This is a genomic window from Kitasatospora sp. NPDC057223, from assembly GCF_042669755.1.
Classification (GTDB): Bacteria; Actinomycetota; Actinomycetes; order Streptomycetales; family Streptomycetaceae; genus Kitasatospora.
Genome location: NZ_JBHUWW010000061.1, coordinates 23555 through 50030 on the forward strand (window position 1 = coordinate 23555; position 26476 = coordinate 50030).

The following is a 26476-nucleotide window of genomic DNA, read 5'->3' on the forward strand; positions in this document are numbered from 1 at the left end:
CGCCCGTGCCGGGCGGGCTCAGCTGTACGCGGCGACCGTCACCGAGGCCGTCACCTCGACCGGATCGGGCAGTGCGGCGAGCCGGGCGTCGAGCTCCGCCCGGTCGGTGTGCCAGGCGCTCGGCCCCATCGCGACCACCGTGCGGACGTCGGCGGCGGACAGCCGCATCGGGAACTCGACCTCGCGGCGCGCGCCCGGGGTGAGGTACGGGCCGAGCTTCTCCTCGATCCGGCGCTGCTTGTCCTCGTCGACGGAGAGCAGGCCGAGCGTGCGGACGAGCTCGCGCAGGTGGCGCGGGGTCGGCGAGACCAGCAGCAGGGTGCCGCCGGGGCGCAGGGTGCGGCGGATCTCGGGGCCGTTGCGCGGCGCGAAGACGTTGAGCATCAGCGCGGCGGAGGCGTCCCGGAGCGGGAGCGGACGCCAGGCGTCGCACACCACGGCGCCGATCCGGGGGTGGGCCCGGGCCGCGCGGCGCAGCGCGAACTTGGAGATGTCCAGGGCGGCGCCGGGGCTCGCGGGCAGCGCGTCCAGGACGTGCGCGAGGTAGTAGCCGGTGCCCGCGCCGAGGTCGGCGACCAGCCCTTCGGGGGCGGCTTCGGCGGCGGCCTCGGCGAGTGCGTCGGCGATCGGCCGGTAGTGGCCGGCGGCCAGGAAGGCGGTGCGGGCGGCCACCATGTCGGCGGTGTCACCGGTGCCGGTGTGGGCGTCGCCGGCGAGCAGGCTGACGTAGCCCTGCTTGGCGAGGTCGAAGCTGTGCCCGGAGGGGCAGTGCAGGGTGCGCCCGCCGAGGGCGAGGTCCTGGCCGCAGTGCGGGCAGGCCAGGTAGCTCTCGATGTCCTGCAGCAACGTCCGTCTTCTCTCGCCCGTGCGGCGGCCGGCCGGGATGGCCGGCCGGCCGAGGGGACCAGCTTAGATCGACCGGCGAACGGGGGTGCACGGCTCGGCGGCGCCGAGGACAGGGGCACCGGGAGCGCCGCTCCCCATCTGCCGGTCGGTCTCAGACCGGCCGGAAGTCGGGGAGCGGGGCCCGCTGGGCGGGGAGCCGGCCGGCGGTGGCCGCCCGCAGGGCGAGTGCCGCCAGGGCCTGCGGGGCGCCCTCCTGGCCGCGGATGCCGGGGAAGGCGTTGATGTCGACGATCAGCGGCTCCCCCGGCCCGTCCAGCAGGTCGACGCCGTACACGTCCAGGCCGAAGGCCTCGCCGGCCCGGAGCACCACGTCGATCCGCTCGGCGGGCAGGTCGCCGGGGGCGAGCGGTTCGGCGGGGCCCCGGTCGGCGACGGCCAGTTCGGAGCGGCGGCGGGCGGCGAAGACCTGTCCGGCGATCACCCAGAGCTTCTGGTCCCAGCCGCTGTTGGCGGCGAACGGCTGCACCACCACCGGTTCGTCCGGCCACCGGTCGGCGAGGCGCAGCAGCCCGGCCCGGTCCTCGGCCTTGGCGACCAGGTCGTGGCGGCGGCTGTGCCGGCTCTTGACCACCAGGGGGAAGTCGGCGTCGGCGAGTGCACCGGTGAGTTCGCCGATCGACCCGTGGGTGCCGGTGGGGGCGAAGGGCAGCCCGGCGGCGACGGCCACCGCGGCCATCCGGGTCCGGTCCTGGCACAGTTCGGTGGCGGCGGCGGAGTTGATCACCGGTGCGCCCAGGGCCTCCAGGTGCCGGGCCAGTGCCAGCGCGCGCGGGGTGCGGGATTTCAGCAGGTAGACGTCGGCGGCCGTGCCGGGGGTGAGCGCGGCCGGGTCGGCCACGGCCGGGTCGAGGGACTCGACCCGGTGCCGGGGCGTCAGCAGGGCGCGGGCGGCGGCCAGCAGCGGGTGGTCCGGCTCGGGGGTCAGCAGGCAGATCCTCATGCTCCGCCGACCGGTGCCGGGGTCTGTGCCATGGCGTCGGAGTGGGTCTGCGCGGGCAGCGAGACCACCCCACCGGTGCTCCCGTTGCCGTTGCCCCGGGCCAGGTGGAGGACGGCGCGCGCGACCCGGGCGACCGCGTCCGGCACCTGACGGAAGCTCGGGAAGTCGTTGATGTCGACGACCATCGGCCCGTCCGGCCCGAGCAGGACGTCCACCCCGTACAGGTCGAGGTTGAAGACGGCCCCGACCTCGGCGACGATCCCCGCGACCTCGGAGCTGAGCGCGACCTGCCGTTCGCGGACCGGCCGCCCCGGGTGCAGCGGCGAGCACCGCTCGGTCGCGTACAGTTCGCCGCCGACGCAGTAGACCTTCAGGTCGGTACCGGAGTTGGGGACGTACGGCTGCGCGATGAGCAGCCCCTCGCCAGCCAGGTCCGGTCCGAGTTCGGCCAGGTGGCCGGGGGTGGGGACGAGCCGCACCGCCCGCCCCGAGCTGCCGTCCGCGGGCTTCACGACCAGCGGGAACTCGGACTCGGGTATCTCGGCCAGCCGCTCCCAGCGGGCGGCCGCGTACGTCACGGGGACGGGCAGGCCGCTGTGGCGCGCGATGACCGAGGCGAGCGCCTTGTCGCGGACGCCCCGGATCGAGCGGGCGTCGTTCACCGTGGTGAGGCCGACCGCCGCGGCCGCCTCCAGCAGGGTGAGGCCCGGTCCGCCGGAGACCGTCTTCAGCACCCAGGCGTCGTGGCTGCCCGCCCGGACGGCCTCGGAGACCGCGAGCAGCGAGTTCCCGGGGCGCAGGACGTCCACCCGGTGACCCCAGGCGGTGAGTTGGCGGACGACGTCCAGCGGCATGCCGTCGTGGCGGTAGTGCTCCTCGACCAGGAAGCAGAGTCTCATCCGTGTATCCCCGTCTTCCCCACCGGGCGCCCGCCGATCCACTGCGGCGGCGCTGTTGACGCCCCAGGATGCCACGCGCCGTCCACACAAGATCGCCCGGACTGTAAGCATTTGGCAACGGTGCGCCCGAAATGCCCGAAACAACGGGTAGTTGGCACCCGATCTGCCCGGCGCACCCCGCCGCAAACCGGTGGCAGGACCCGGTCAAACGCTGCTTGGATGCTGGCCGTGACCTCACTTGATCCCGCATCTGCCGCCGACACCCGCCCCGACCACCGCCCGGCCTCCCGGCTGGACGAACTGGAGGAGTTCTACGACGCCGTGCCGCGCGCCGGCGCCCGCGCCGAGGACTTCGGCCCGCTCACCCTGTTCGTCCGCGAAGGGCAGGGCTGGCCCTTTTACGCCCGCCCGACCAGAGGCTGGACGGGAGCGCCCGTCACGGCCGGGGACGTCCTGCGGGTGCTGGAGCGGCAGCGCGAACTCGGGATCCCGCAGTGCTTCGAATGGGTCGCCGAGACCACGCCCGGCCTGCGCGCCGCGGTCGAGGCCGCCGGACTGGCGGTGCACGAGCACCCGCTGCTCGTGCTGGCGGACGAACCCGAAGCGGACGAACCCGAGGCGGGCGCCGGAGCCGCCGACGCGCCCGTCCGCGTGCTCGGCGTCGACGACCCGGCCCTGCCGAGCGCCGTCGCCGTCCCGCATCTGGCCTTCGGCGAGCCCGGCACGGGTGTCGGTACGGCGGGCCGCGCCGAACTGGAGCAGGCCGTCCGCGTCTGCGTCGCCGACGGTACGGTCGCCCGCGCCGCCTTGCGGATCGAGGCCGGGGTGGCCGCCGTGGCGGCGGCCGTGGAGGACGGCCTGGCACTGTGCGCCGGCCAGTACCAGCGGGCCGGCGCCGTGTGCGAGATCGTCGGCGTGGGCACGCTCCCGACCGCGCGCCGGCGCGGCCTCGGCCTCGCCGTCACGGCGGCCCTGGTCGAGGACGCGCGGGCCCGCGGCGTACGCACGGTGTTCCTCTCGGCGGCCGACGAGGACGTCGCCCGGATCTACCGCCGGGCCGGCTTCCGCAACACGGCGACGGCCCTGATCGCGGAGCCGGCGGCCGGCTGAGCCCCGGACCTCTGACCCCTGACCCCTGACAGCGGGGACTCGGGGCGGCGACGTCACTCCGAGTCCTCGTCGTCCTCCCCGCTGACCTCCTCCTCCTCGGCCTCGTCCACCACCCAGGCGCCCAGTCGCTCCGAGACCCCGGCGACGCCGAGCTTGCCCTCCCGGATGGCCCGCGCGAGGCTGCGCACCTCACGGGCGGTGGTGGCGACCGTGCAGCCGCTGGCCACCAGGTACGCGTAGGCGGCGGCGGTGGCGAACAGCTCGTTCGTACGCTCCAGGGCCGGTACCCGGATGAGCTGGTGCATCAGGGCCGCGGCACGGTCCTGCGGCTCCGGGTAGACGGCGATGTCGAAGATCTCGGCCTGGTGTCGGGCGACCGCGGCCAACAGCGATCCGTAGTCGGTGACCTGCGGATCGCCGGGGGTGTACTGCTCGGCGGTCATGAGCAGCCACGAGAGGTCGATCTCCAGGTTCAACGGCGCACGTCCTGGAGGTCGCCCGGGGCCCGCTCGCCGAACTCGGCCAGGAACGCCGTCTCGTACTCCTTCATGAACTGCGCCGCCGAGTCGACGAACAGCCGCCCGGCCTCTCCTATGTCCTGCTGGACGAGCCTCTCGATGTACTGGTTCATGCTGATCCCCTGTTGTTCCGCCCGCTCGCGGGCCATCTCCGCGGTGGTCGCGTCCACCCGGACGTTCAGCTGCTTCTTACCCATACTTCAAGCTAGCGCCGAACTGCTAGCACAACAAGGGCGCACGTTCGGCACCCCGCGCCCCCGGCCGCGCCGACACCCGGGCGGCACGGCGAGCCGGGCGGGCCGGGCGGGCCGGGCGGGCCGGGCGCATGCAACCTTTCGCCCCACTCACAGCATCTAAGTGATGAGGCCCGCGAGCGGGGCAGGCCGTGAGCATTCCTATTCAATCCGCATACGAATTGGCCTGCACGGGCAGCCCCCCGCATCTGTTGCACAGCTGTGACAGCCCGGTATGACGAATCGTCCGATCCCTCAGACGCGGTGGTTAGCATGCCAGGATGGACTCGAAGCTCCCCCCGATATGGAATTCATCCGATAGCGCGGCCATTCGCCCGGCCCGCAATTCGCCGCTTCGGCTGGCCCGCTACGGTGCGACCTTCCTGGGCGTGAGCGTGGTGTCCGGCGTGCTGCTGGCCGGCATGGCCCTGCCGGCCGCCGGGGCGCTCGGACTGACCGCGAAGGGCACGGCGGAGGGCTTCGACGACATCCCGGACGACTTCAAGACGCCGCCGCTGTCCCAGGCGACGCAGATCTACGACGCCAAGGGCGGCCTGATAGCCAAGGTCTACGAGCGCGACCGGACGGTGCTGACCGCCGAGCAGATGGCGCCGGTCATGCGCCAGGCCCAGGTGGACATCGAGGACGCGCGCTTCTACGAGCACGGCGCCGTCGACCTCAAGGGCGTGCTGCGGGCCATCAGCAAGAACGCGGAGAGCGGCACCGCCTCCCAAGGTGCCTCCACCCTCACCCAGCAGTACGTGAAGAACGTCAACGTCGAGAAGGCCGGCGACGACGTGGCAGCCGTCCAGGAGGCGCAGCGCAAGACCCTGGGCCGCAAGATCCAGGAGCTGAAGGTCGCGATCAAGCTGGAGGAGGAGCTGACCAAGGACCAGATCCTCACCAACTACCTCAACATCACCTTCTACGGCAACGGCGCCTACGGCGTGGAGGCCGCCTCGCAGCGGTACTTCAGCAAGAGCAACAAGGACCTGACGATCGCCGAGGCCGCCACCCTGGCCGGCCTGGTGCAGAACCCGTCGCAGTACGACCCGAAGCTGCACCCGCAGGCCGCGCAGAACCGCCGCGACGTGGTGATCGACAAGCTGCTGGAGAACAAGCACATCACCGCGGACCAGGCCAGGGAGGCCAAGGCCGCTCCCCTGGGCCTGAACTACAAGGACCCGCAGAACGGCTGCATCACCGCCAACGCGGGCATGGGCTTCTTCTGCGACTACGTCCGCCAGGTCGTCAAGCAGGACCCGGCCTTCGGCAAGACGGAGGCCGAGCGCAAGAAGTTCTGGGACCAGGGCGGCCTGAACATCTACACCACCCTCGACCCGGCGAAGCAGCTCGCCGCCCAGACCGCGGTGAGCACCAACGTGCGGGTCACCGACAGCGTCTCGGCCGCCGCCACGATGATCGAGCCGGGCACCGGCAAGATCCTCGCCATGGCCCAGACCCGCCCGTACGGCCTGGACAAGGGCAAGAACCAGACCATGGTCAACCTCAACGTCGACGCGGCGATGGGCGGCGGCAACGGCTTCCAGCCCGGCTCCACCTTCAAGCCGGTCGTCGCGGCCGCGGCACTGGAGGCGGGCCTGTCGCCGACGCAGGAGTACTCCGCTCCCAACAAGCTGGAGTACCCGACGATGACGACCTGCGAGGGCACCTGGAAGAACGACGCCCGGCCCAAGACGGTGGTGCCCAACGAATCCGCGTCCGAGAAGGGCCCGTACCAGCTGAAGATGGCGATGGCCCTCTCGGTCAACACCTACTTCGTGCAGATGGAGCAGCAGATCGGCCTCTGCGCGGTCAAGCAGATGGCCAACAAGCTCGGCATCACCACCAAGGCCAGCGGCAAGCCGCTGGAGGAGGTGCCCGCGATGGCGCTGGGCGTCGAGGAGATGAGCCCGCTGACGATGGCGAACGTCTACGCGACCTTCGCCGCCGGGGGCACGCACTGCACCCCGGTCGCCATCAACAGGATCACCACGGTCGACGGCAAGGACGTCCCCACCCCCGCCGCCACGTGCGAGAAGGTGCTCTCCGACACGACGGCCCAGGCCCTGAACACCGTCCTGAACGGCGTGACCGAGAACCGGGGCACCGGCGCGGCGCTCAGCCTGGAGGGCGACCGGCAGATCGCCGGCAAGACCGGCACCTCGGACAAGAAGAAGGCCGCCTGGTTCAGCGGCTACACCCCGCAGCTCGCCACCGCGGTCTGGCTCGGCGGCCCCGACGGCGGCGTCGAGATGCGCAACATCACCATCAACGGGAAGCACGTCGACGAGGTGTTCGGCGCCACCGGCCCCGGCCCGATCTGGCAGGACGCCATGAACCAGGCCCTGCGCGGCACACCCGTGCAGACCCTGCCGATGGCCGACATCCCCGACCCGGCGCCCAAGCCCGACCCGAGCGCCACCGGGACGGCCACCGGCTCGCCGGCCACCACCGCGCCCGACCCGCAGCCCTGACGTCCACCTGTGCATATCCGGGGCAGTGCCTGTCTGTTCGGGTACCGATCTGCGGATCGGTATCTCGTTCGACGCAGGAAATGGGCCCGGATATGACCTGCGGGATCCGTTCCGTGCGTCACGACTTGAAGAATTCTTCATATTAATAGACGCTGTTCTCCACGGTCACTGGACCGCACCGAACGGTGTGGAGGTCGGCGATGACGGCGATGTTCGACCAGGAACTGCGCGAGCAGCTCGCCCTCGCCCGCGCGGAGCTTGCCGCCGCCCGGGAGGCGGGTGACGCGGACGGGGTCCAGGCCTACCTGGGCCGGGTGGCCTCGCTGCTGCGACTCGCGGCCCACCACGGCATCGAGCTGCCGCACACGCCCGAAGAGGAACAGGGGGAGAGCTGACGATGCCCGTCCCGCTCCACCAGGCCAAGGCGGAGTTCTTCCGCACCCTGGGCCACCCGGCCCGAATACGGGTGCTCGAACTCCTCCAGGACGGCCCCCGCCCCGTCCGCGAGCTGCTCGCCGAGATCGACATCGAGGCGTCCAGCCTCTCCCAGCAGCTCGCCGTACTGCGCCGTACGCAGCTGGTCACGGCCACCCGCGAGGGCAACACCGTCGTCTACGCGCTGAGCACCCCGGACGTGTCGGAGCTGTTGCGGGCGGCCCGCAGCATCCTCACCGACATGATCACCGACCAGGGCCAGCTGCTCGACCAACTGCGCGCCGACGCGGACAGCCCCGACGCGGACGGCACCGCCGCCACCGGCCGGTCCACCGCCACCCGGCCCGCCACGACCCGGCCGTCCGACGCCCGGCCCGCCACCGCCCGGCCCGCCCCGGACGGGACGCGGTTCGCATGACCGACGCCAGGGCCGACGAGAGGAGCCGGCGCAGGGCGATGACGATCCGCGCGGTCATCTACATCGCGGCCACCCACGTCTGGGCGGGCTTCATGATCCTGCTCTTCACGCTCGGCAAGAAGCACTGACGACGTCAGACGGGCTGCCACAGCTCGACCCGGTTGCCCTCGGGATCGGTGACCCAGCCGAACCGGCCGACGCCCTCCATGTCCTGCGTCTCCTCGGCCACGACCGCTCCCTTGGCGCGCAGCTGCGCGAGCATCGCGTCCAGGTCGCGGACCCGGAAGTTGAGCATGCTCTGCTGCGCGCGGGAGCCGAAGTACCCGGTGTCGGGCTCGAAGGTCGCGAACACCGTCGGCCCGGCCTCCGGGAGCCACAGGCCGTTCTCGTCGGCGTCCAGGCCCAGGCAGTCGCGGTACCAGGCGCCCAGGGCGACCGGGTCAGCGGCCCGCATGAAGTACCCACCGATTCCCAACACACGTTCCATGCCGCCATCCTGCCAGGGCGGCGGTCGTCCACCGGGGAGGCCGCCACCGGGCCCCGGCCGGCCGGGCGCCGGTGCGACACGGCCCCACCCCAAGGACGTTGTTTTTCAAGGACTGAAAGACCAACCCTCCCCACCTACCCCAACCCGTCACCCACACGGGTGACTTGGTTGCGGGCGCGAGGTGCGGGGGGCTAGGTTCGCCCCGACAAACCCGGACCGAACAGAGACGGCCCCCGCCGGGACGGCAATCCCGGACGAGGGCCTGACCACTTCAGGAAGTAGACCCTTCCCTCATGGCTGAGCCGCATTCTAACGCGCGTTCGCGCGCCCAAAGGGGCGCGCCGACCTCCGGCGTGATCCACATCCGGACCCGCCTCACCGCGAACTTCACCGTCCTCAGCAACAAGCTCCTGCAGCGACCGGGCAGCGCCGTCACGGTCGGTGTGGCCGCGTACGTCCTGTCCCTGCCGGACGGCGCGATCGTGAGCATCGCCGCGCTGTGCGCCCACTTCACCGAGGGCGAGATCCTCATCTCACGCGCCCTCAGGGAGCTTGAGCAGGACGGCTTCCTGCAGCGCCGCCGCGAACGCACCGCCTGCGGGCGGATCCGCACCCGGACGTACGCCTACGACCTCCCCGGCACGGCCGTACCCGCCCCCGCACCGTCCGCACCGATGCCGCCGACTCCGCCGACTCCCCCGGCGCAACAGGCGCAACAGGCGCCACCGGCAGCACCGGCAGCACCCAGGCCCACCCCGCCGCCGTCGCAGTCGATCGCCGACGCCGACCCGCAGGCCGTGGTCATCCTCGCCTCGCTGCGCATCCTCGACCGTCGGCTGCTGCTCTCCGAACCGGACATCGCCGGGCTCGCCCCGGCCGTGGCCGCATGGCTCGCCCGGGGCGTCGGCCCGGCGCAGATCACCGAGCACCTCACCGCCGACCTGCCCGAACGCTTCCGCAGCCGCCCGGCCCGGCTCCTGGCCTTCCGGCTGCTCGACCCTCCGGTCGCCGCCCCCGCCGCGCTCCCCGGCCGGGCCGCCGCCGTGCCCTGGCAGACCTGCGACGGCGGCTGCGAACGCGCCTTCCGCTCCACCGAGCCGGGCCGCTGCCGCGACTGCGCCCCGGACGCCCGGGCGGCCTGACCCCGGCGTGCCCGACCCCGGCGGGCCCGCCTTCTCGGTGGCCGGGCACGCCGCCGGGCCGCCCACCGAGAAGGCGGGCGGCCCGGGCCGGGGACGTGCCGGTGCGTCAGGTGGCCCGGCGGGCCAGCGGGACGCGGGAGCGCGTGGTGACGGCGGCCAGCAGGCCCGCGAGCAGCGGGAGGACCAGCAGGGTCAGCAGCAGCAGTGCCCACGGGACGGTGACCGGTGTCTGCACGCCGATCGAGCCGAAGTCGCGGGCCTTGCGCAGCGCGACCGCCGGGACGAACCCCGTGACCGTGCCCAGGACGGCTCCGACGGCGGCGATCAGGCCGCACTGGAGGCCGGACAGGACGCGGCGGATCCGGGGCGGGGCCCCGACGGCGGCCAGGGTGGCCTGGTCCTGCCGGGAGTCGGCGGCGGCCAGGCCGGTGGCGATCCCGGCGGCGCCGAGCACCACCAGGGCGGCGAAGCCGCTGAGGGCGAGGGTGGTCAGGTCGCCCTTGGGCTGATAGCCGCGCTCGACACCGAGGGACGCGAAGGTGTCGATGTGGCTGACCGCACCCGCGGCCCGCTGCTGGGCCTTGGCCGTGGGCAGCGCCCCGGGCAGCCAGACCGAGGCCGTGGGGGTCGTGGTGAGGCCCAACTGCCGGACGGCGTCGGCGCTCACCAGCCCCGTCCCGTAGCGGGCGGCGGCGGGGTCGTCGACGAGGACGGCGTCCAGGCTGACCGACTTCTCGTCGAGCTGGGGCGTCTGCCCGGGCTGCAGCGCCGCGCCGCCGCCGTTGGCACCGGTCAGGCGGAAGGTGGCCTTCCCGTCCTTCACGTACCCGGGGTCGAAGACGACGGCCTTGCCCGCGGCGAGCGCGGCCTCGGCGCCGGCGTCCCGCACTCCGAAGTAGTTGTGCAGGACGGTCGCGTCACCGGCCAGCGCCCGCGGGTTGCCACCGTGCGGCGGCGACGCGGCGGGCCGGAAGTCGACCAGGCTGGAGCAGCCCGGGCAGAAGGTGTACCGGACCTGGAACAGGTCGGCGCGTTCGCCCAGGCCGGACAGCTCCCGGCCGACCGCGCCGCGCAGCTTCTCGGCCGGGGCGCGGCCCGAGAGGGTGAGCGTGACCGCGCCGTCGGGCGCCTCGGCCCGGTACTCGCTCCTGGCCCGGGCGTCTCCGGTGGTCGTGAAGACGCTGACGGCCACGGCTCCCGCCACCGCCGCCATGACGGCCGCGACAGCGGGCGCGGTACGGCTGCGGTTGCGGGCCGAGTCGCGCAGCGCGAGCCGGGGGCCGAGCGGGAGGCGGCGGGCGAGGCGGCCCAGCAGGCCGACCACGACCGGGGTGCAGGCGAGCATGCCCAGTTCGGCGGTGACCGAGCCGCCGAGCACGGCGAGGGTCCGTGCGTCGAAGGTGCTGACGACCGGCATCCCGGGGCGGCTGCCGGCTCCCAGCAGCGCCGTGGCGGCGCCGGTGATCAGCAGCACCACGCCCATGGCCGCCATCCGCCCGCTCGGCGGCTTCGCGGTGACGCGGCCGTGCAGCGCGGCGACGACGTCCTGGCGGCCGGCCTGGACGGCGGGCAGCACGGCGGCGAGCAGCGCGGTGACGAGTCCGACCGCGGCCACGCCGAGCAGGTCCACCGGTCGTAGCCCGAAGTGCGCGAACCGGCTGCCCGCCGCCTCCTCGATCCACGGGCGGAGCAGCGCCACCAGCCCCGTCCCGACGGCCACCCCGCCGACGGCGCCGGTCAGGCCGAGGACGACGCCCCCGCCGAGGACCACGGCCCGTACGTGGCTGCGGTCGCCGCCGCCGGCGGCCAGCAGGGCGAGCTGACGGCGTGAGCGGCGGGCACCGACGGCGAAGGCCGGCCCGGCCAGCAGGGCGGTCTCCAGCAGCGCCATCCCGGCGACGGTCGCCACGACGACGGTGCGGGAGCCGGCGGCGGTGACGTCGAAGCGGACGATCTCGCCGCGGTAGTACGGGACGGCCGAGCGGTCCGGCGGGTCGAGTGCCACGCTGCGCGAGGTGACGGTGAAGCCGTGGCGGTTGAACTCCTGGACCTTCGCCCAGTCGAGCCGCGCCCCGGCGGGCAGCCGCACCAGCCAGCTCGGCGCGTCGGCCTCGGCGTCGGTGTCGGCAGCGGTGGCGGGCCCGGGCTCCGGCAGCGCCGCCAGCGGGGCGATCACCTCGCCGGGGCGGGCGATCAGCTCGACCCTCCCCAGGTCGCCCGGGTACTCGACGACGGCGACCAGGGTGTAGGAGCGGCCCTCCAGCCCCTTGAGCGCGGTGGTGCCGCCCAGGGCCAGCCCGGATTCGTCGAGGAAGGCCCGGGTGACGGCCAGCTCCCCGGGGGCACTGGGCGCGCGGCCCTCGATCAGGTCGGTCTTCCCGGACCACACCGGCGCGCTGAGGTCGGCCTCGGCGGTGGCGGTGAGCAGCAGGCCGTCCCGGGAGCGGGCGCTCGCCTCGGGGCCCGACCGGGTCGGGGTCAGGACGCTGCCGGCCGGCAGCAGGCGGGCGGCCAGGGCGGCCGGGTCGGCGCCCGCGCTCGTGGTCTGCTCGGGCGTGGCCGGCCGGTCGGGGTCGGCGGCGAGGATGCTCGTCCCGTCCTCGGCGATCGGGGCCTGCTGGACGGTGCTGCCCGGTGAGAAGGCGGTGACCAGGGCGTCCGAGGAGCCCATCACGCGTTCGACGCGTTCGCGCGGTTCGAGCTGGGCGCTGCGGTAGACGACGTCGGCGCCGGTGACGCCGAGGACGGGCAGCGCGATCATCGCGACGACGAGGGCGCTGCGGCCCTTGGCGCGCAGGGCGTCGCGGCGGGCGATCCGCAGGGCGGCGAGCCAGGAGGCGGGCTTCACCGGGTCACCTCCGGCCGGGTGGCCGTGCGGGCGGCGACGGCCGACAGGCTGTCGGCGTCCAGCCGCTCGGCCTCGTCGACGATCAGGCCGTCGCGCAGGAAGACCACGCGGTCGGCCCAGGCCGCGTGCCGGGCCTCGTGGGTGACCATCATGGCGGCAGCCCCGGCATCGCAACGGGCCCGCAGCACCGCCAGCACCGACTCACCGGTCGTCGAGTCCAACGCCCCCGTCGGCTCGTCCGCCAGCACCAGACGCCGGTCACCGATCAACGCCCGGGCGATCGCCACCCGCTGCTGCTGCCCACCCGACATGTCGTCCGGGAACCGGTCCGCCAACTCCTCGATCCCCAGCTCCGCGAGCGCCGCCAGCGCCTCACGACGAGCCGCCCGCCCCGACACACCGTCCAGCTCCCGCGGCAACGAGATGTTCTCCGCAGCCGTCAACGCCGGAATCAGGTTGTAGTCCTGGAAGACGTACCCGATCGAACGACGCCGCACCTCGGCCAGCCGCTTGCGGCCGAGGCCACCGAGCGCGACCCCCTCCACCAGCACCCGCCCCCCACTCGGACTGTCCAGACCGCCCGCCAGCGTCAGCAGAGTCGACTTGCCCGAGCCCGACGGCCCCATCACCGCGACGAACTCCCCCGGATGCACCACCAGGTCCACCCCACGCAGGGCATGCACCTCGGAAGCCCCCTGCCCGTGCACCCGGGTCACGGCCTCCAGGTGCAGCACGGGCTGACCCGGGCCGGCTCCGGACGGATCGGTGTACGGCATTCTTCCCCCTCGTTCTCGTTCTCGATCCCGGTATGCGGTGGGCGTGGTCCCGCCCCGCGCCTGCGCTTCCCCACGTCAGAGCGCCTGCATACCGAGTATGTATACCCGGTATGCAGGTGGTTCTCAAGCGCCGCCCGCCGATCGACGGCCCCGCCCCGGCCCCCGGTCGGTGCCCCCGCACACGCCGACGGGCGGTGGGCGAAAAATCCGCCCACCGCCCGTCCGTGCCCGAAAACGCCTACTGCGCGATCGGCTCCAGGATCGCCACGCACTCGAAGTGGTGGGTCATCGGGAACAGGTCGAAGGCCCGCAGCGAGACCGGCCGGTAGCCGCCCTCGCGGAAGAAGGCCAGGTCGCGGGCGAGCGCGGCCGGGTCACAGGCCACGTACGCGATCCGGCGGGCCTCCAGGGCCACCAGGTGGGCGACGGTGTCGCGGCCGGCACCGGCCCGCGGCGGGTCGAGGACGACCAGGTCGGTCGAGGTGATCCCGGTGCGCGGGAGCAGGCTCTCGACCTTGTCGCACTCGATCCGGACGTTCTCCAGCGCGGCCAGGTTGTGCCGGGCGTCGACCACGGCTTGCTTCGAGGACTCGATGCCGAGCACCGCGCCCTCCTCGCCGACCCGGTCCGCCAGCGCGCCCGCGAACAGGCCGACACCGCAGTACAGGTCCAGCGCGTTCTCGCCGTACTGCGGGTCCAGGCCGTCCAGCACGGCGCCGACCAGGGTGTCCGGGGCCTCCGGGTGGATCTGCCAGAAACCGCCGTTGCTGACCCGCCAGGTGCGGCCGGCCGCGACCTCGCGGACGAACGTGCGGCCGTGCACGCGGTGGAAGCCCTCGTGCTCGTCGATCCGGGAGATCGAGACCGGCTTGTCCAGCTCCACGATCGGCAGCTGCGAGCCGGCCGTCGGCACCAGGATCACCTGGCGGTCCGAGGAGCCGGTCGCCGCGATCGCGTCGACCGAGGCGACACCCGGCCACTCCCGCGACTCGATGCCCAGCTCGGTGACACCGGTCGCCGCGATCAGGCAGCGGTCGATCGGCTGGATGTCGTGCGAGCGGTGCTTGCGCAGACCGACCTTGCCGGTGGCCGGGTCGACCGTGTACTGGACGCGGCTGCGCCAGGCGGGCACCTCGCCGGCCGGCAGCTTGCCGCCGACGGGCTCGACACTGCCGTCCCAGCCGGCCTCGGCCGGGGTCAGCCCGGCCAGCTTGGCGAGCTGCTCGGTGAGCACCGCCACCTTCAGCTTGCGCTGGCCGCCCGGGGTGACGTGCTGCCAGTCGCAGCCGCCGCACTTGCCGGGGCCGGAGAACGGGCAGGGCGGGGTGATCCGGTCCTTGGCGGGCTCCAGGATCTCCACCGCGTCGGCCCGCAGGAAGCGCGACTTCGTGGTGCCCTCGGTGACCTGGGCGATCACCTTCTCGCCGGGCAGCGCGTGCCGGACGAACAGCACCCGGCCCTCGTGACGGGCCACGCAGTGGCCGCCGCCGTGCGCGACCGCGCCGACCTCGACCTCGTACCGCTCGCCGACCAGCGGGTCGCCGCCGGGGCCGCGCGGGGCCGGCTCGGCCTTGGGCGCCTTGGGGGTGCGCAGCAGCTTCGGCGCCTTCACCGTCTGCTTGCGCGGGCCGGACGCCTTGGCGCCGGGGGCCTTCGCGGCACCCGACCTGGCGGCACCGGTCTTCGCGGCACCGGACTTGGCACCGGCGCCGGTCTTCGCCTTCTGCGCACCGCCGGAGCGGGCGGCCGGGCGGGCCTCGTCGGCCTGCGGCGCCTCGCCCGGCGCCAGCGGCGCGGTCTGCGCGGTGAAGCCTTCGCGGTCGGTGGCGGCGGGGCGCTCGATCCTGGCGGACCAGCGCGGCCGGGCGACCTGGCCGGGCTTGGCGCCCTTGCGGGCCTGGCCCGACTTGCCGTTGGAGCGGGGCGGGGTGTTGCGGGTCACTTGGTGGTGTCCTTGCTGGCGTCAGCGGGGCCGTCGGAGCTGCCCTGGTCGGAGGTTCCGGAGGTGCCGGCCGAGGTGCCGGAGACATTCGACTTTACGGCCTTCGGCCGACGCGGCTCACCCCGTCGCACCGCACCGGGCGCCTGCCAGGCCTTCTGCGGCTTGCGGCGCTCGGAGGATTCCAGCTGCCACGGCACCGACGTCACCATCACACCGGGCTTGAAGAGCAGGCGGCCCTTGAGGCGCAGCGCGCTCTGGTTGTGCAGCAGGTGCTCGTACCAGTGGCCGACGACGTACTCGGGGATGTAGACCGAGACGACGTCGCGCGGGCTGCTGCGGCGCAGGTTCTTGACGTAGTCCAGGACGGGGCCGGTGATCTCGCGGAACGGCGAGTCCAGCACCTTGAGCGGCACCTCGATGCCGCGCTCGTCCCACTCGCGGCGCAGCGCCTCGGTGTCCGCCGGGTCGACGTTGACGGAGACGGCCTCCAGCGTGTGGGCGCGGGCCAGCCTGGCGTACGCGAGGGCGCGCAGCGCCGGCTTGTGCAGCTTGGAGACCAGGACGATGGCGTGCACCCGGGTGGGCAGCACGACGTCGTCGGGCTCCTCGGCGGCGACCAGCTCGCGCGAGACCCGGTCGTAGTGCCGGCGGATGGCCTTCATCAGGACGAACAGCGCGACCATCGTGGCGATCGCGATCCAGGCGTGGCTGATCTTGGTGGCCAGCACCACGATCAGCACGGCCGAGGTCATCACCAGGCCGAAGGCGTTGATCGCCCGGCTGCGCTGCATGTGGGCACGCTTGGCGGAGTCCGTCTCGGTGCGCAGCAGCCGCGTCCAGTGCCGGATCATGCCGGACTGGCTCATGTTGAAGGAGACGAAGACGCCGACGATGTACAGCTGGATCAGCCGGGTCGGGTCGGCGTCGAACGCGACGATGAACAGGATCGCGGCCAGCGCCAGCAGGATGATGCCGTTGGAGAACGCGAGGCGGTCACCGCGGGTGTGCAGCTGGCGCGGCAGGTAGCGGTCCTGGGCGAGGATCGAGCCGAGCACCGGGAAGCCGTTGAAGGCGGTGTTCGCGGCCAGCACCAGGATCAGGCCGGTGACGGCGGCGATGAAGTAGAAGCCCGGCGTGAAGTTCGAGAAGACGGCCTCGCTGATCTGCGCCAGCGCGGTCTTCTGGTGGTAGTCCGCCGGGGCGCCGACCAGCTGCTCGGCGGGGTTCTCCGCCATCTGCGCGCCGGTCAGGTGGGCGAGGTAGATGATGCCCATGAACATCACGACCGCGAAGCCCGCCATCATCAGCAGCGTGGTCGCGGCGTTCTTGCTCTTCGGCTTGCGGAAGGCCGGCACGCCGTTGCTGATCGCCTCGACGCCGGTGAGTGCCGCACAGCCCGAGGAGAACGCCTTGAGCAGCAGGAACACCATGGCGAAGCCGGCCAGCGACTCGTTGCCGGGGGTGGCCTCCAGGTGGAAGCCCGCGCTCTCGGCCGGCATGTCCGAGCCGAAGACGAAGTGCCGGACGAGACCGTAGAGCACCATGCCCATCACGCCGACCATGAACGCGTACGTCGGGACGGCGAAGGCGCTGCCCGACTCCCGTACACCGCGCAGGTTCATGCCCATCAGGACGATCACCAGGGTGACCGACAGGCCCAGCTCGTGCCCGCGCAGGGCGGGCACCGCGGAGACCACGTTCGCCACGCCCGAGGTGGTGGAGACGGCCACCGTGAGGATGTAGTCGACGAGCAGCGCGCTCGCGACCACCAGCCCCGACTTGGGGCCGTGGTTCACGGTGGCGACCTCGTAGTCGCCGCCGCCGCTCGGATAGGCGTGGACGTTCTGCCGGTAGGAGGCGACCACCGCGAGCATCACGACGGCGACGACCACACCGATCTGCCAGGAGAAGTGGATCGCCGAGGCGCCCGCCAGGGACAGGGTCAGCAGGATTTCCTCGGGCGCGTACGCCACCGAGGAGAGCGCGTCCGAGGCGAACACGGGCAGGGCGATGCGCTTGGGGAGCAGAGTCTCCCCGAGCTTGTCGCTCCGCAGGGCACGCCCGATCAGGATGCGTTTCGGAAGGTCAGTCGGCATAGGCACGGTAAGGAATCGTAGGGGGTCGCCGTGCTCCGGTCCGACTTATGTCCCCCCTTCGTCGGGACTGTGTTCGGGAGACCGGCTAGCGTGTCGCATGATGGGCTGGCGGGCAGCACTCCAGTTGACCTGCGAAGGCCGCCGACAAGGGTCACCCCCGCAGGGGGGTGCGGAAGGACGATGAACGGTGTTTGCGCAGGTCAAGACCCCAACGGACCGGGTGAGGTAGCGCTCAGTGCACATCGTCATCATGGGCTGCGGCCGCGTGGGCTCCGCCCTCGCCAGAGCCCTGGAGAAACAGGGCCACTCGGTGGCCGTCGTCGATCAGGACCCGACGGCGTTCCGCCGCCTGGGTGCCGGATTCAACGGCCGACGGGTCACCGGGGTCGGTTTCGACCAGGACACCCTGCGGGAAGCGGGCATCGAGGAGGCCGGCGCGTTCGCGGCGGTCAGCAGCGGTGACAACTCCAACATCATCGCGGCCCGGGTGGCCCGCGAGAACTTCGGTGTGGAGAACGTCGCCGCCAGGATCTACGACCCCCGGCGGGCCGAGGTCTACCAGCGCCTGGGCATCCCCACCGTCGCCACCGTCCGCTGGACGGCCGACCAGATGCTGCGCCGGCTGCTGCCGAGCGGCGCCGAGCCCCTCTGGCAGGACCCGAGCGGCACCGTGCAGATGGCCGAGGTGGCGTACGCGCCGACCTGGATCGGCCACCGGATCAGCGCCCTGGAGGAGGCCTCCGGAGCCCGTGTCGCATTCATCACACGGCTCGGCGAGGGCATGCTGCCCACCGCGCAGACGGTGGTGCAGGAGGGTGACCTGATTCACGTGGCGCTGCGCCGGGCCGACCTGACCTCGGTCGAGGCCGCGTTCGCGCAGGGGCCGAAGGAGGAGGGTCACTGATGCGGGTCGCAATTGCCGGAGCCGGCGCGGTCGGCCGCTCGATCGCGGGCGAGCTGCTGGAGAACGGCCACGAAGTCCTGCTGATCGACAAGAACCCGAACTCCATCTCGGTGGAGCGGGTGCCGATGGCCGAATGGCTGCTGGCGGACGCCTGCGAGATCACCTCGCTCGACGAGGCCGCGCTCCAGCGCTGCCACGTGGTGATCGCCGCGACCGGCGACGACAAGGTCAACCTGGTCGTCTCGCTGCTCGCGAAGACCGAGTACGGCGTTCCCCGGGTGGTCGCCCGGGTGAACAACCCGAAGAACGAGTGGCTCTTCAACGAGTCCTGGGGCGTGGACGTCGCGGTGTCGACGCCGCGCCTGATGTCGGCCCTGGTCGAGGAGGCCGTCAGCGTCGGCGACCTGGTGCGGCTGATGCGCTTCAGCCAGGGCAACGCCAACCTGGTCGAACTGACCCTGGCCGCCGACACCGAACTGGTCGGCACCCGGGTCGGCGACGTCGACTGGCCGGCCGACACCGCCCTGGTGACGATCATCCGGGAGGGCCGCGTGCTGGTCCCCGGCGGGGACGACACCCTGGAGGGCGGCGACGAGCTGCTCTTCGTGGCGGCCCAGGAGCGCGAGGAGGAGCTGGAGAGCCTGCTGCTGGCAGGCGGCACCGGCACCAAGTAGCCCCGAGGCGCATGCGAGGAGGGGCCGTACCCGGTCGGGTACGGCCCCTCCTCGTGCGTCCTCTGCCCGGTGGGCTACTCGTCCGCGACCTCGGCCTTGATGGGCGGCGGGGCCTTCAGCAGGATCTGCCAGGTGACGTACATGGCGAGCAGCATCGGCGGGATGCCGAGCGCCACCTTGAGCCAGCCCAGCAGGTTCACGTTGCCGGTGAAGTACAGCGGGAAGAGGATCACCGGCTTGACGCCCATGATCAGCACCCAGGCCCAGGTGGCCTTCGTGTACGCGGCCAGCCGGCCGGGGTTCTGCTTGCGCCAGGTGAACATCTCGCCGGTGACCGGGCCGAGCATCACACCGATCAGCGGCCAGCGGACGACGGCCGAGACCGCCAGCGCCACGCAGTAGCCGACGCTCCAGAGCAGGCCCGGGAGGTAGAAGTTCTCGGCCTTGCCGGTCTTCATCGAGATCCAGGCGCCGATCGCGACACCGAACACACCGCTGAAGGCGTGCTGGATGGTCTCGCGCTTGAACAGCCGGACGACGACGAACAGGGCGCTCAGGCCCAGTGCCGCCCAGGCCGCGGTGGAGACCTGGTGGGTGATGTTGTACGTGATGATGAAGACCAGGCCGGGCAGCGTCATGTCGATCATGCCGCGGACGCCGCCGAAGGCCTGCATCACGGTGTCGGCGGCCTCGCGGGAGGCCGCCGCCTCGCGGGCGGCGGACTCCTCGGCGGTCTCCGGCGCCACCGGCTGGCCGCCCGGCTGCCCGAACTGCGCAGCGGGTTCGGCCAGGTCGAGCTGGGCGGCGGGGTCGCCGCCGGGCAGGTTGCTCACGCTCATTCGCTCCCGTGTCCTACCGGACGCAGCTCGTAGCGGGGGTTGAACAGCACGCGGCGCCCGCGTGCGTGGCTGAGCCGGCCGCTGGCGACGAGCCGGCGGCCGGGTTCTATCCCGGTGATCGACCGGCGGCCGAGCCAGACCACGTCCAGCGCCTCGGTGCCGTCGAAGAGTTCCGCCTCCAGCGCGGGCACGCCTGCCCGGGGGCGGAGTGTCACGGTGCGCAGGGTGCCCGCGACGGTGACCAGTTGCCGGTCGCCGCAGCTGGCTATCGGAGTGCAGCCCGACTCCGCCGCGCTCTCCTGCCGCAGTTCCTCGGCCTCCAGCTCCTCCGTGGAGGAGGTCAGACGGCTGAGCATCCGGCGGAAGCGGCCCTGCGGCTGGTCGCTGCTGATATCACCACTCATGCCCGAAGGGTACCGGTTGGGAGCCCCCCGACGGCAGGGTCGCAGGTCACCGTCCTCGCCCCGGCGCCCCCCACGCTCACGCCTCGAAGCGGTAGCCCATCCCGGCTTCGGTGATGAAGTGCCGCGGGTGCGAGGGGTCGGCCTCCAGCTTGCGGCGCAGCTGGGCCAGGTAGACCCGCAGGTAGTTGGTCTCGGTGCGGTAGGCCGGACCCCAGACCTCCTGGAGCAGCTGGGTCTGGCTGACCAGGCGCCCGGCGTTGCGGACCAGCACCTCCAGCAGGTGCCACTCGGTCGGGGTCAGGCGGACGTCGGTGCCGTCCCGGTTGACCTTCTTGGCGGCGAGGTCGACGGTGAAGGAGTCCGTGACGACCATCGGGTCGTCCTCGCCGCTGACCGGCTCGGCCCGGCGGACGGCCGCGCGCATCCGGGCGAGCAGCTCGTCCATGCCGAACGGCTTGGTGACGTAGTCGTCGGCGCCGGCGTCCAGCGCCTCGACCTTCTCGTCGGAGGCGTGCCGGGCGGAGAGCACGATGATCGGCACCCTGGTCCAGCCGCGCAGGCCCCGGATCACCTCGACGCCGTCCATGTCGGGCAGGCCGAGGTCGAGCACCACGACGTCCGGGTGCCGGGCGGCGGCCAGCTCCAGGGCGCTCGCCCCGTCGTGGGCGGCGTCGACCTCGTACTTGCGGGCCTTGAGGTTGATCACCAGCGCGCGGACGATCTGCGGTTCGTCGTCCACGACGAGGACCCGGGTCATACGGGCTCCGCCTTTCGGAGAGGTTGCGGTGTCGGGGCGGGTGCGGTGGTCGGGGCGGGTGCGGTGGTCGGGGGAGGTACGGCGGACGTCACGGACGGGCGGCCCGGACGGCGGCGCCGGGAGCCGGGCCGCCGGCGGGATCGGGCCCGCGGCTGACGGCGGGCAGCGAGACGACCATGGTCATCCCACCGCCGGGGGTGTCCTCCGCGGTGACGGTGCCGGCCATCGCCTCGACGAAGCCGCGGGCGACGGCCAGCCCCAGGCCGACCCCGGCGCCGCGCGGGGCGTCGCCGTAGCGCTGGAACGGCGCGAAGATCCGTTCCTTGGCCTCCTCGGGGACGCCGGGGCCCCGGTCGACGATCCGCAGCTCCACACTCCCCCGGCCCCCGGCCGGATCCAGGGCGTCCGCCTTGACCAGGACCTTCACACCCTCCGGGCTGTACTTGACGGCGTTCTCGACCAGGTTGGCGAGCGCCCGTTCCAGCAGGCCCGGGTCCGCGTGGATCATCGGCAGGGACTCGGGGACGTCCAGCCGGACGGCGGCCGAGGGCACCCCGCCGAGCGCGAACGGCACCACCTCGTCCAGATCGGTCTCCCGGATCAGCGGGGTGACGGTGCCGGTCTGCAGCCGGCTCATGTCGAGCAGGTTGTTGATCAGGTGGTCCAGCCGGTCGGCGCCGCTCTCGATGCCCGCCAGCAGCTCGGCCTCGTCCGCCTCGTCCCACTCGACGTCGTCGGAGCGCAGCGAGCTGACGGCCGCCTTGATCCCGGCCAGCGGCGTCCGCAGGTCGTGCGAGACGGCGGCCAGCAGCGCGGTGCGGATCCGGTTGCCCTCGGCCTCGCGGCGGGCCGCGGCGGCCTCCCCGGCGAGCCGGCGGCGCTCCAGCAGGACGGCGGCCTGCGCCGCGAACGCGCCGAGCAGGCGGCGGTCCTCGGCCGGCAGCACCCGCCCGGCGAGGACGAGCGCCAGGTTGTCACCGACCGGCACGTCCACGTCCGCCTGCTCGGGGCGGGCGGGCGGACGGGGGCCGCTGCCGGCGGCGCAGCGCCACGGGGAGCGCTCGTCGGCGCGCTCCAGCAGAGCGGCGGAGTCCTGCTGGAAGGTCTCCCGGACCTGGTCCAGCAGCGCGGTCAGCACGCCCTCCCCGGTGGGGGCGCCGCGCAGCACGGTGCCGGCCAGCGCGCTCAGGGTCTGCGCCTCTGCCTGGCTGCGGGCCGCCTGGTGGGTGCGGCGGGCGGCGAGGTCCACCACCGAGGCGACGGCGATGCCGACGGCCGTGAAGATGCCGACCGCCAGCACGTTCTGCGGCTCGGAGATGGTGAAGGTGTGCAGCGGCGGCGTGAAGTAGTAGTTCAACGCCGAGGAGCCGACCAGCGCGGAGGCGATGGCCGGCAGCAGCCCGCCGACCAGCGCGGCGCACACCGTCACGGTCAGGAAGAGCAGCATGTCGGTGGACGCGCCGAACCCGTGCACATGGGTGAGGACCAGCGCGAGCAGCAGCTGCCCGGCCACGCCGATCAGCCAGCCCGCCACCCTGCGGGTGCGCCCCAGGTCGGTGATCCGGCGGACGGGAACGCGCCCGCGGCCCTTCGCGGCGTGCTCGTGGGTGACGGTGTGCACGTCGATGTCACCGCAGTCACGGGTCACCGTGGCGCCCACCCCCGGACCGTAGATGTACTGCCAGGCCCGGCGGCGGCTGGTGCCCAGCACCACCTGGGTCGCGTTGACGCCCCGCGCGAAGTCCAGCAGCCCGGCCGCCGGGTCGTCGCCGAGGACGGTGTGGAAGCTGCCGCCGAGGCTCTCCACCAGCGCCCGCTGCTCGATCAGGGCCTGCGGGGAGCCCGCGCCGGCCAGCCCGTCCGACCTGGTGATGTGGACGGCGAGCAGCTCCCCGCCGGAGCCCCGCGCGGCGATCCGGGCGGCCCGCCGGATCAGCGTGGCGCCCTCCGGCCCGCCGGTCAGGCCGACCACGATCCGCTCACGGGCCTGCCAGGTGCCCTCTATCCCCTGCTCGGCCCGGTAGCTCAGCAGGTACTCGTCGACCCGGTCGGCCGTCCACAGCAGGGCCAGTTCGCGCAGCGCCGTGAGGTTGCCCGGACGGAAGTAGTTGGAGAGCGCCGCGTCGATCTTCTCGGGTGTGTACACGTTGCCGTGCGCGAGGCGCCGGCGCAGCGCCTGCGGCGACATGTCGACCAGCTCGATCTGGTCCGCCCGGCGGACGACCTCGTCCGGCACGGTCTCCCGCTGGCGGACCCCGGTGATGCCCTCCACCACGTCGCCGAGCGACTCCAGGTGCTGGATGTTGACGGTCGAGATGACGTCGACACCGGCCGCCAGCAGCTCCTCGATGTCCTGCCAGCGCTTCTCGTTGCGGCTGCCCGGCACGTTGCTGTGGGCGAGCTCGTCGACCAGCGCGACCTGCGGGCGCCGGGCCAGCACCGCGTCCAGGTCCATCTCGGTGAACACCGCGTCCCGGTGCTCCAGCTCACGGCGCGGGACGACCTCCAGGCCGTCGACCAGCTCCAGCGTCCGCTCCCGGCCGTGGTGCTCGACGAACCCGGCCACCACGTCCGTGCCGCGTTCGGCCCGGCGGTGCGCCTCCGCGAGCATCGCGTAGGTCTTGCCGACCCCGGGAGCCGCCCCCAGGTAGATGCGCAGCCTGCCGCGTCCCATGTGCACCATTCTTGTTCCGGCCCCGGCGGGCAGCCAGCCCCGGACACTCCGTCGCCCCCTCCGGTCTCCGAGACTACGGCGTGGCGGCACGGAATCCGCTGACCGGGGCGGTCCGCGGCCAGTCTTAGCGCGATATTGACGGCCCCCCGGCGACCGGCGGGCGGCAGCCGCACCGGGGCCCTTTCATGCCCTCGCCACGCCCGTGCAACACGCCGCTGCGAGCATCGACCGCATGCTCTCCCTGGTCGCACCGCCCGCACTCGGCAGGAGTCCGCTGCCCGCGGAGGGCGGCGGGGCCGGCGCCGTCCTGCGCGCCGTGCTGGCCGACGGTCCGCTCACCCGCAGCGACGTCGGCCGGGCCACCGCCCTCAGCCCCGCCGCCGTCTCCCGGCACACCGCCGACCTCAACGCCCTCGGCCTGGTCCGCGAACTCCCGGCGGCCGACGGCCCGCCCCGGGCCGGCCGGCCGCAGCTGCCGCTCGACATCGACACCCGCCACCACCTCGCCTGCGGCGTGCACATCGGCGTGCCCTGGCTCACCTTCGCCCTGCTCGACCTGCGCGGGCGGGTCGTCGCCCAGGAACGCGTCCCCCGGCGCGGCGACGCCGCCGCCGTCCTCACCGCCCTCCAGGCGTACCTGCCCGGCTTCCTCGCCCGTCGCGCCGCCGGCCACTCCCTGCTCGGCCTCGGCGTCGTCACCGGCGGCTGGGTGGACCCGGAGAGCGGCAGCGTCATCGAGCACGGCCCGCTGGGCTGGCGCGACGTCCCCGTCCGCGACGTCCTCGCCCGCACCACCCGGCTGCCCGTGCACGTCGACAGCCACGCCCGCGCACTCGCCCAGGCCGAGCTGCTGTTCGGCGCGGGCAGCAGGGCCACCGAACTCGTCCAGCTGTTCGTCGGCAACGTCGTGGACGCCGCCATCGCCACCGGCGGCACCGTCCTGCGGGGCCGCCGCTCCCGGGCCGGCGACATCGGCCACGTCGCCGTCCCCGGCTCCACCGAGGCCTGCCCCTGCGGGCGCACCGGCTGCCTCCAGGCCACCGTCTCCGACTGGACGATCGCCCGCCGCGCCCACGCCCTCGGCCTCACCCCGGCCGTCGACTTCGACCGGCTGCTCGCGCTGGCCGGCGCCGGGGACACCGCCGTCCTGCGGCTGTTCGAGGAACGGCTGCGCCTGATCGCACCCGCCGCCGGGCTGCTGCTGGACGTCCTGAACCCCGAGGTCCTGGTGATCAGCGAGGGCGGGCTGACGGTGGCCCCGTCGCTGCGCCCGTACCTGGCGGAGCAGATCCGCCGGCACTCCAACGCCGCGCCCGAACAACTCGTCACCGCGACGGAGTTCGGCCGGGAGACCCTCGCCGTGGCCGCCTGCGCCGGCGTGCTCGACAGCGTCTTCCAGCGGCCGATGGAGCTGCGGACGGCCGCGCGGGCCCAGCGTTGACACCTCGTCAACGCAGCATTAATTCCACCGCCCGGTGAATCGTTGTCCGGCCGGGGAGCGGGCCGCAGAATCGGGGTAATCCCCCGTTCCGCCCACTTCATCCGAGCCCCGGAGCGTTTCGCCATGCCCAGTTCGTCCACCGCGTCCGGCCGGGAGCCGGGCCAGCGGCAGCTGCACTTCAACCTCTTCCTGATGGGCGTCGGCCACCACGAGGCCGCCTGGCGCCACCCGCGCACCGACCCCACCGCCGCCGGGGACATCGCGCACTTCCAGCGGCTCGCGCAGACCGCCGAGGCCGCCTCCTTCGACTCGGTCTTCCTCGCCGACGGCGTCGAGGCCCGCCCGGACGGCGGCTGGGGCCTGATCAGCCAGTTCGAGCCGTTCACCCTGCTCACCGCGCTCGCCACGGTGACCAGCCGGATCGGCCTGATCGGCACCGTCTCGACCGGCTTCTCCGAGCCGTACAACCTGGCCCGCCAGTTCGCCTCGCTCGACCACATCAGCCACGGCCGGGCCGGCTGGAACATCGTCACCTCGGCCGGCGACCGCGCCGCGCAGAACTTCAGCCGGGACGCCAACCAGGAGCACGCCGTCCGCTACGAGCGGGCCGCCGAGTTCCTCGACGTGGTCACCGCACTGTGGGACAGCTGGGAGGACGGCGCGCTGCTCCTCGACCGCACCCGGGGCACCTTCGCCGAGGTGGGGCGGGTGCACGACATCGACCACGTCGGCAAGCACTTCCAGGTCCGCGGGCCGCTGAACATCCCGCGCAGCCCGCAGGGCCACCCGCTGCTCGTCCAGGCCGGCTCCTCCGACAGCGGCCGGGCGTTCGCCGCACGCTGGGCGGAGGCGGTGTTCACCGCGCAGCAGACCCTGGCCGAGGGCCAGGCGTTCTACGGCGACCTCAAGCGGCAGGCCGCCGCGCTCGGCCGCGATCCGGAGCTGGTGAAGGTCCTGCCCGGCGTCGTCCCCGTCCTCGGCTCCACCGAGGCCGAGGCACGGGCGCTGGACGAGGAACTGGACGCCCTGATCAACCCGGCCCGGGCCGTCAGCATGCTCTCCGGCGTGCTCGGCGTCGACCTCACCGACCACCCGCTGGACGAGCCCCTGCCGCCGCTGCCGCCGGTCACCGAGATCAACGGCGCGAAAAGCCGCTTCGAGCTGGTCCGCGACCTCGCCGAACGCGACCGGCTCACCCTGCGCCAGCTCGTCGGCCGGCTCGGCGGCGGGCGCGGGCACCAGGTCGTCGTCGGCACCCCGGAGCAGGTCGCCGACCATATCGAGACCTGGTTCAGCCAGGGCGCGGCCGACGGCTTCAACATCATGCCGCCCGTCCTGCCGTCCGGGCTGGACGACTTCGTCGAGCAGGTCGTCCCGATCCTGCGCAAGCGCGGCCTGTTCCGCGAGGGCTACGGCGGCCGGACCCTGCGCGAGCACTACGGCCTGCCCCGCCCGGCGGGCCGGTACGCCGCCGCCTGACCGGCGGGCACGCGCAACTGCGCACCGAGTCCGCCGGCTACCGCACCGCCCGCGCCGGCGGCCGGCTCGCACCCCCC

24 protein-coding genes are annotated in these 26476 nt (G+C 73.4%); 10 read left to right on the forward strand and 14 right to left on the reverse strand.

Going from position 1 to position 26476, the window contains the following annotated elements; translation table 11 throughout:
• Positions 1-18 precede the first annotated feature (18 nt).
• From ACFUK0_RS21695 to ACFUK0_RS21705, 3 genes are all read right to left on the reverse strand, one after another.
• The gene (locus ACFUK0_RS21695) at positions 19-846 is read right to left on the reverse strand and encodes a putative RNA methyltransferase (RefSeq protein ID WP_380252604.1); all 828 of its coding nucleotides are present in this window, start codon (positions 844-846) and stop codon (positions 19-21) included.
• A gap of 151 nt (positions 847-997) precedes the next feature.
• Positions 998-1846: a RimK family alpha-L-glutamate ligase gene (locus tag ACFUK0_RS21700; RefSeq protein ID WP_380252606.1), complete on the reverse strand. Its 849-nt coding sequence runs from the start codon at positions 1844-1846 to the stop codon at positions 998-1000.
• Positions 1843-2745 carry a RimK family alpha-L-glutamate ligase gene (locus tag ACFUK0_RS21705; protein WP_380252608.1) on the reverse strand — a complete coding sequence of 301 codons (903 nt, stop codon included), beginning with the start codon at positions 2743-2745 and terminating at the stop codon, positions 1843-1845. Before ACFUK0_RS21705 ends, ACFUK0_RS21700 begins: the two co-directional genes overlap by 4 nt.
• Before the next feature lie 291 nt (positions 2746-3036).
• Between ACFUK0_RS21705 and ACFUK0_RS21710 the strand changes: the two genes are divergently transcribed.
• The gene (locus tag ACFUK0_RS21710) at positions 3037-3855 is read left to right on the forward strand and encodes a GNAT family N-acetyltransferase (RefSeq protein WP_380252648.1); all 819 of its coding nucleotides are present in this window, start codon (positions 3037-3039) and stop codon (positions 3853-3855) included.
• A gap of 53 nt (positions 3856-3908) precedes the next feature.
• Here ACFUK0_RS21710 and ACFUK0_RS21715 read toward each other — a convergent pair whose 3' ends face one another.
• Positions 3909-4331 carry a fic family toxin-antitoxin system, toxin component gene (locus tag ACFUK0_RS21715; protein ID WP_380252610.1) on the reverse strand — a complete coding sequence of 141 codons (423 nt, stop codon included), beginning with the start codon at positions 4329-4331 and terminating at the stop codon, positions 3909-3911.
• Positions 4328-4570 (reverse strand): toxin-antitoxin system HicB family antitoxin, encoded by a 243-nt coding sequence (locus ACFUK0_RS21720; RefSeq protein ID WP_380252612.1) that lies wholly within the window; start codon positions 4568-4570, stop codon positions 4328-4330. The genes ACFUK0_RS21715 and ACFUK0_RS21720 overlap by 4 nt, the downstream gene beginning before the upstream one ends.
• A gap of 425 nt (positions 4571-4995) precedes the next feature.
• Here ACFUK0_RS21720 and ACFUK0_RS21725 point away from each other — a divergent pair, with 425 nt between their 5' ends.
• The 4 genes from ACFUK0_RS21725 to ACFUK0_RS21740 all read left to right on the forward strand — a co-directional run bounded on the left by ACFUK0_RS21725 (position 4996) and on the right by ACFUK0_RS21740 (position 8064).
• Positions 4996-7083, forward strand: coding sequence for a transglycosylase domain-containing protein (locus tag ACFUK0_RS21725; RefSeq protein ID WP_380252614.1), 2088 nt, complete (start codon positions 4996-4998; stop codon positions 7081-7083).
• 200 nt (positions 7084-7283) lie between these two features.
• On the forward strand, positions 7284-7478 hold the full coding sequence (locus ACFUK0_RS21730) for a hypothetical protein (protein WP_380252616.1): 195 nt from the start codon (positions 7284-7286) through the stop codon (positions 7476-7478).
• A gap of 2 nt (positions 7479-7480) precedes the next feature.
• A complete protein-coding gene (locus ACFUK0_RS21735) occupies positions 7481-7936 on the forward strand; it encodes an ArsR/SmtB family transcription factor (RefSeq protein ID WP_380252618.1) in 456 nt (151 codons plus the stop codon).
• On the forward strand, positions 7933-8064 hold the full coding sequence (locus ACFUK0_RS21740; RefSeq protein WP_380252620.1) for a DUF6126 family protein: 132 nt from the start codon (positions 7933-7935) through the stop codon (positions 8062-8064). The genes ACFUK0_RS21735 and ACFUK0_RS21740 overlap by 4 nt, the downstream gene beginning before the upstream one ends.
• 5 nt (positions 8065-8069) lie before the next feature.
• Here the strand turns inward: ACFUK0_RS21740 and ACFUK0_RS21745 are convergent, their stop codons facing one another.
• Positions 8070-8423, reverse strand: coding sequence for a VOC family protein (locus tag ACFUK0_RS21745; RefSeq protein ID WP_380252622.1), 354 nt, complete (start codon positions 8421-8423; stop codon positions 8070-8072).
• A gap of 293 nt (positions 8424-8716) precedes the next feature.
• On the opposite strand from ACFUK0_RS21745, the gene ACFUK0_RS21750 reads away from it, so the two are divergent.
• A complete protein-coding gene (locus ACFUK0_RS21750) occupies positions 8717-9565 on the forward strand; it encodes a hypothetical protein (protein WP_380252624.1) in 849 nt (282 codons plus the stop codon).
• A gap of 106 nt (positions 9566-9671) precedes the next feature.
• Here ACFUK0_RS21750 and ACFUK0_RS21755 read toward each other — a convergent pair whose 3' ends face one another.
• The 4 genes from ACFUK0_RS21755 to ACFUK0_RS21770 all read right to left on the reverse strand — a co-directional run bounded on the left by ACFUK0_RS21755 (position 9672) and on the right by ACFUK0_RS21770 (position 17233).
• Positions 9672-12413 carry an FtsX-like permease family protein gene (locus ACFUK0_RS21755; protein WP_380252626.1) on the reverse strand — a complete coding sequence of 914 codons (2742 nt, stop codon included), beginning with the start codon at positions 12411-12413 and terminating at the stop codon, positions 9672-9674.
• A complete protein-coding gene (locus ACFUK0_RS21760) occupies positions 12410-13189 on the reverse strand; it encodes an ABC transporter ATP-binding protein (RefSeq protein ID WP_380252628.1) in 780 nt (259 codons plus the stop codon). The genes ACFUK0_RS21755 and ACFUK0_RS21760 overlap by 4 nt, the downstream gene beginning before the upstream one ends.
• Positions 13190-13427: 238 nt before the next feature.
• A complete protein-coding gene (locus tag ACFUK0_RS21765; RefSeq protein ID WP_380252650.1) occupies positions 13428-14783 on the reverse strand; it encodes a class I SAM-dependent RNA methyltransferase in 1356 nt (451 codons plus the stop codon).
• 344 nt (positions 14784-15127) lie between these two features.
• Positions 15128-17233 carry an APC family permease gene (locus ACFUK0_RS21770; RefSeq protein ID WP_380252630.1) on the reverse strand — a complete coding sequence of 702 codons (2106 nt, stop codon included), beginning with the start codon at positions 17231-17233 and terminating at the stop codon, positions 15128-15130.
• Positions 17234-17462: 229 nt separating this feature from the next.
• Between ACFUK0_RS21770 and ACFUK0_RS21775 the strand changes: the two genes are divergently transcribed.
• Positions 17463-18131 (forward strand): potassium channel family protein, encoded by a 669-nt coding sequence (locus ACFUK0_RS21775; RefSeq protein WP_380252632.1) that lies wholly within the window; start codon positions 17463-17465, stop codon positions 18129-18131.
• Entirely contained in the window at positions 18131-18805 is a 675-nt protein-coding gene (locus ACFUK0_RS21780) for a potassium channel family protein (protein WP_380252634.1), read from the forward strand. Before ACFUK0_RS21775 ends, ACFUK0_RS21780 begins: the two co-directional genes overlap by 1 nt.
• A 74-nt stretch (positions 18806-18879) precedes the next feature.
• Here the strand turns inward: ACFUK0_RS21780 and ACFUK0_RS21785 are convergent, their stop codons facing one another.
• The 4 genes from ACFUK0_RS21785 to ACFUK0_RS21800 form a co-directional block, all read right to left on the reverse strand.
• Positions 18880-19644 (reverse strand): DUF3159 domain-containing protein, encoded by a 765-nt coding sequence (locus ACFUK0_RS21785; protein ID WP_380252636.1) that lies wholly within the window; start codon positions 19642-19644, stop codon positions 18880-18882.
• Positions 19641-20048 (reverse strand): OB-fold nucleic acid binding domain-containing protein, encoded by a 408-nt coding sequence (locus ACFUK0_RS21790; RefSeq protein WP_380252638.1) that lies wholly within the window; start codon positions 20046-20048, stop codon positions 19641-19643. Before ACFUK0_RS21790 ends, ACFUK0_RS21785 begins: the two co-directional genes overlap by 4 nt.
• A 76-nt stretch (positions 20049-20124) precedes the next feature.
• Positions 20125-20805: a response regulator gene (locus tag ACFUK0_RS21795; protein WP_380252640.1), complete on the reverse strand. Its 681-nt coding sequence runs from the start codon at positions 20803-20805 to the stop codon at positions 20125-20127.
• A gap of 88 nt (positions 20806-20893) precedes the next feature.
• Positions 20894-23479 (reverse strand): ATP-binding protein, encoded by a 2586-nt coding sequence (locus ACFUK0_RS21800; protein WP_380252642.1) that lies wholly within the window; start codon positions 23477-23479, stop codon positions 20894-20896.
• Positions 23480-23711: 232 nt separating this feature from the next.
• On the opposite strand from ACFUK0_RS21800, the gene ACFUK0_RS21805 reads away from it, so the two are divergent.
• Positions 23712-24920, forward strand: coding sequence for an ROK family protein (locus tag ACFUK0_RS21805; protein ID WP_380252644.1), 1209 nt, complete (start codon positions 23712-23714; stop codon positions 24918-24920).
• Positions 24921-25043: 123 nt separating this feature from the next.
• Positions 25044-26399 carry an LLM class flavin-dependent oxidoreductase gene (locus tag ACFUK0_RS21810; RefSeq protein WP_380252646.1) on the forward strand — a complete coding sequence of 452 codons (1356 nt, stop codon included), beginning with the start codon at positions 25044-25046 and terminating at the stop codon, positions 26397-26399.
• Positions 26400-26476 lie beyond the last annotated feature (77 nt).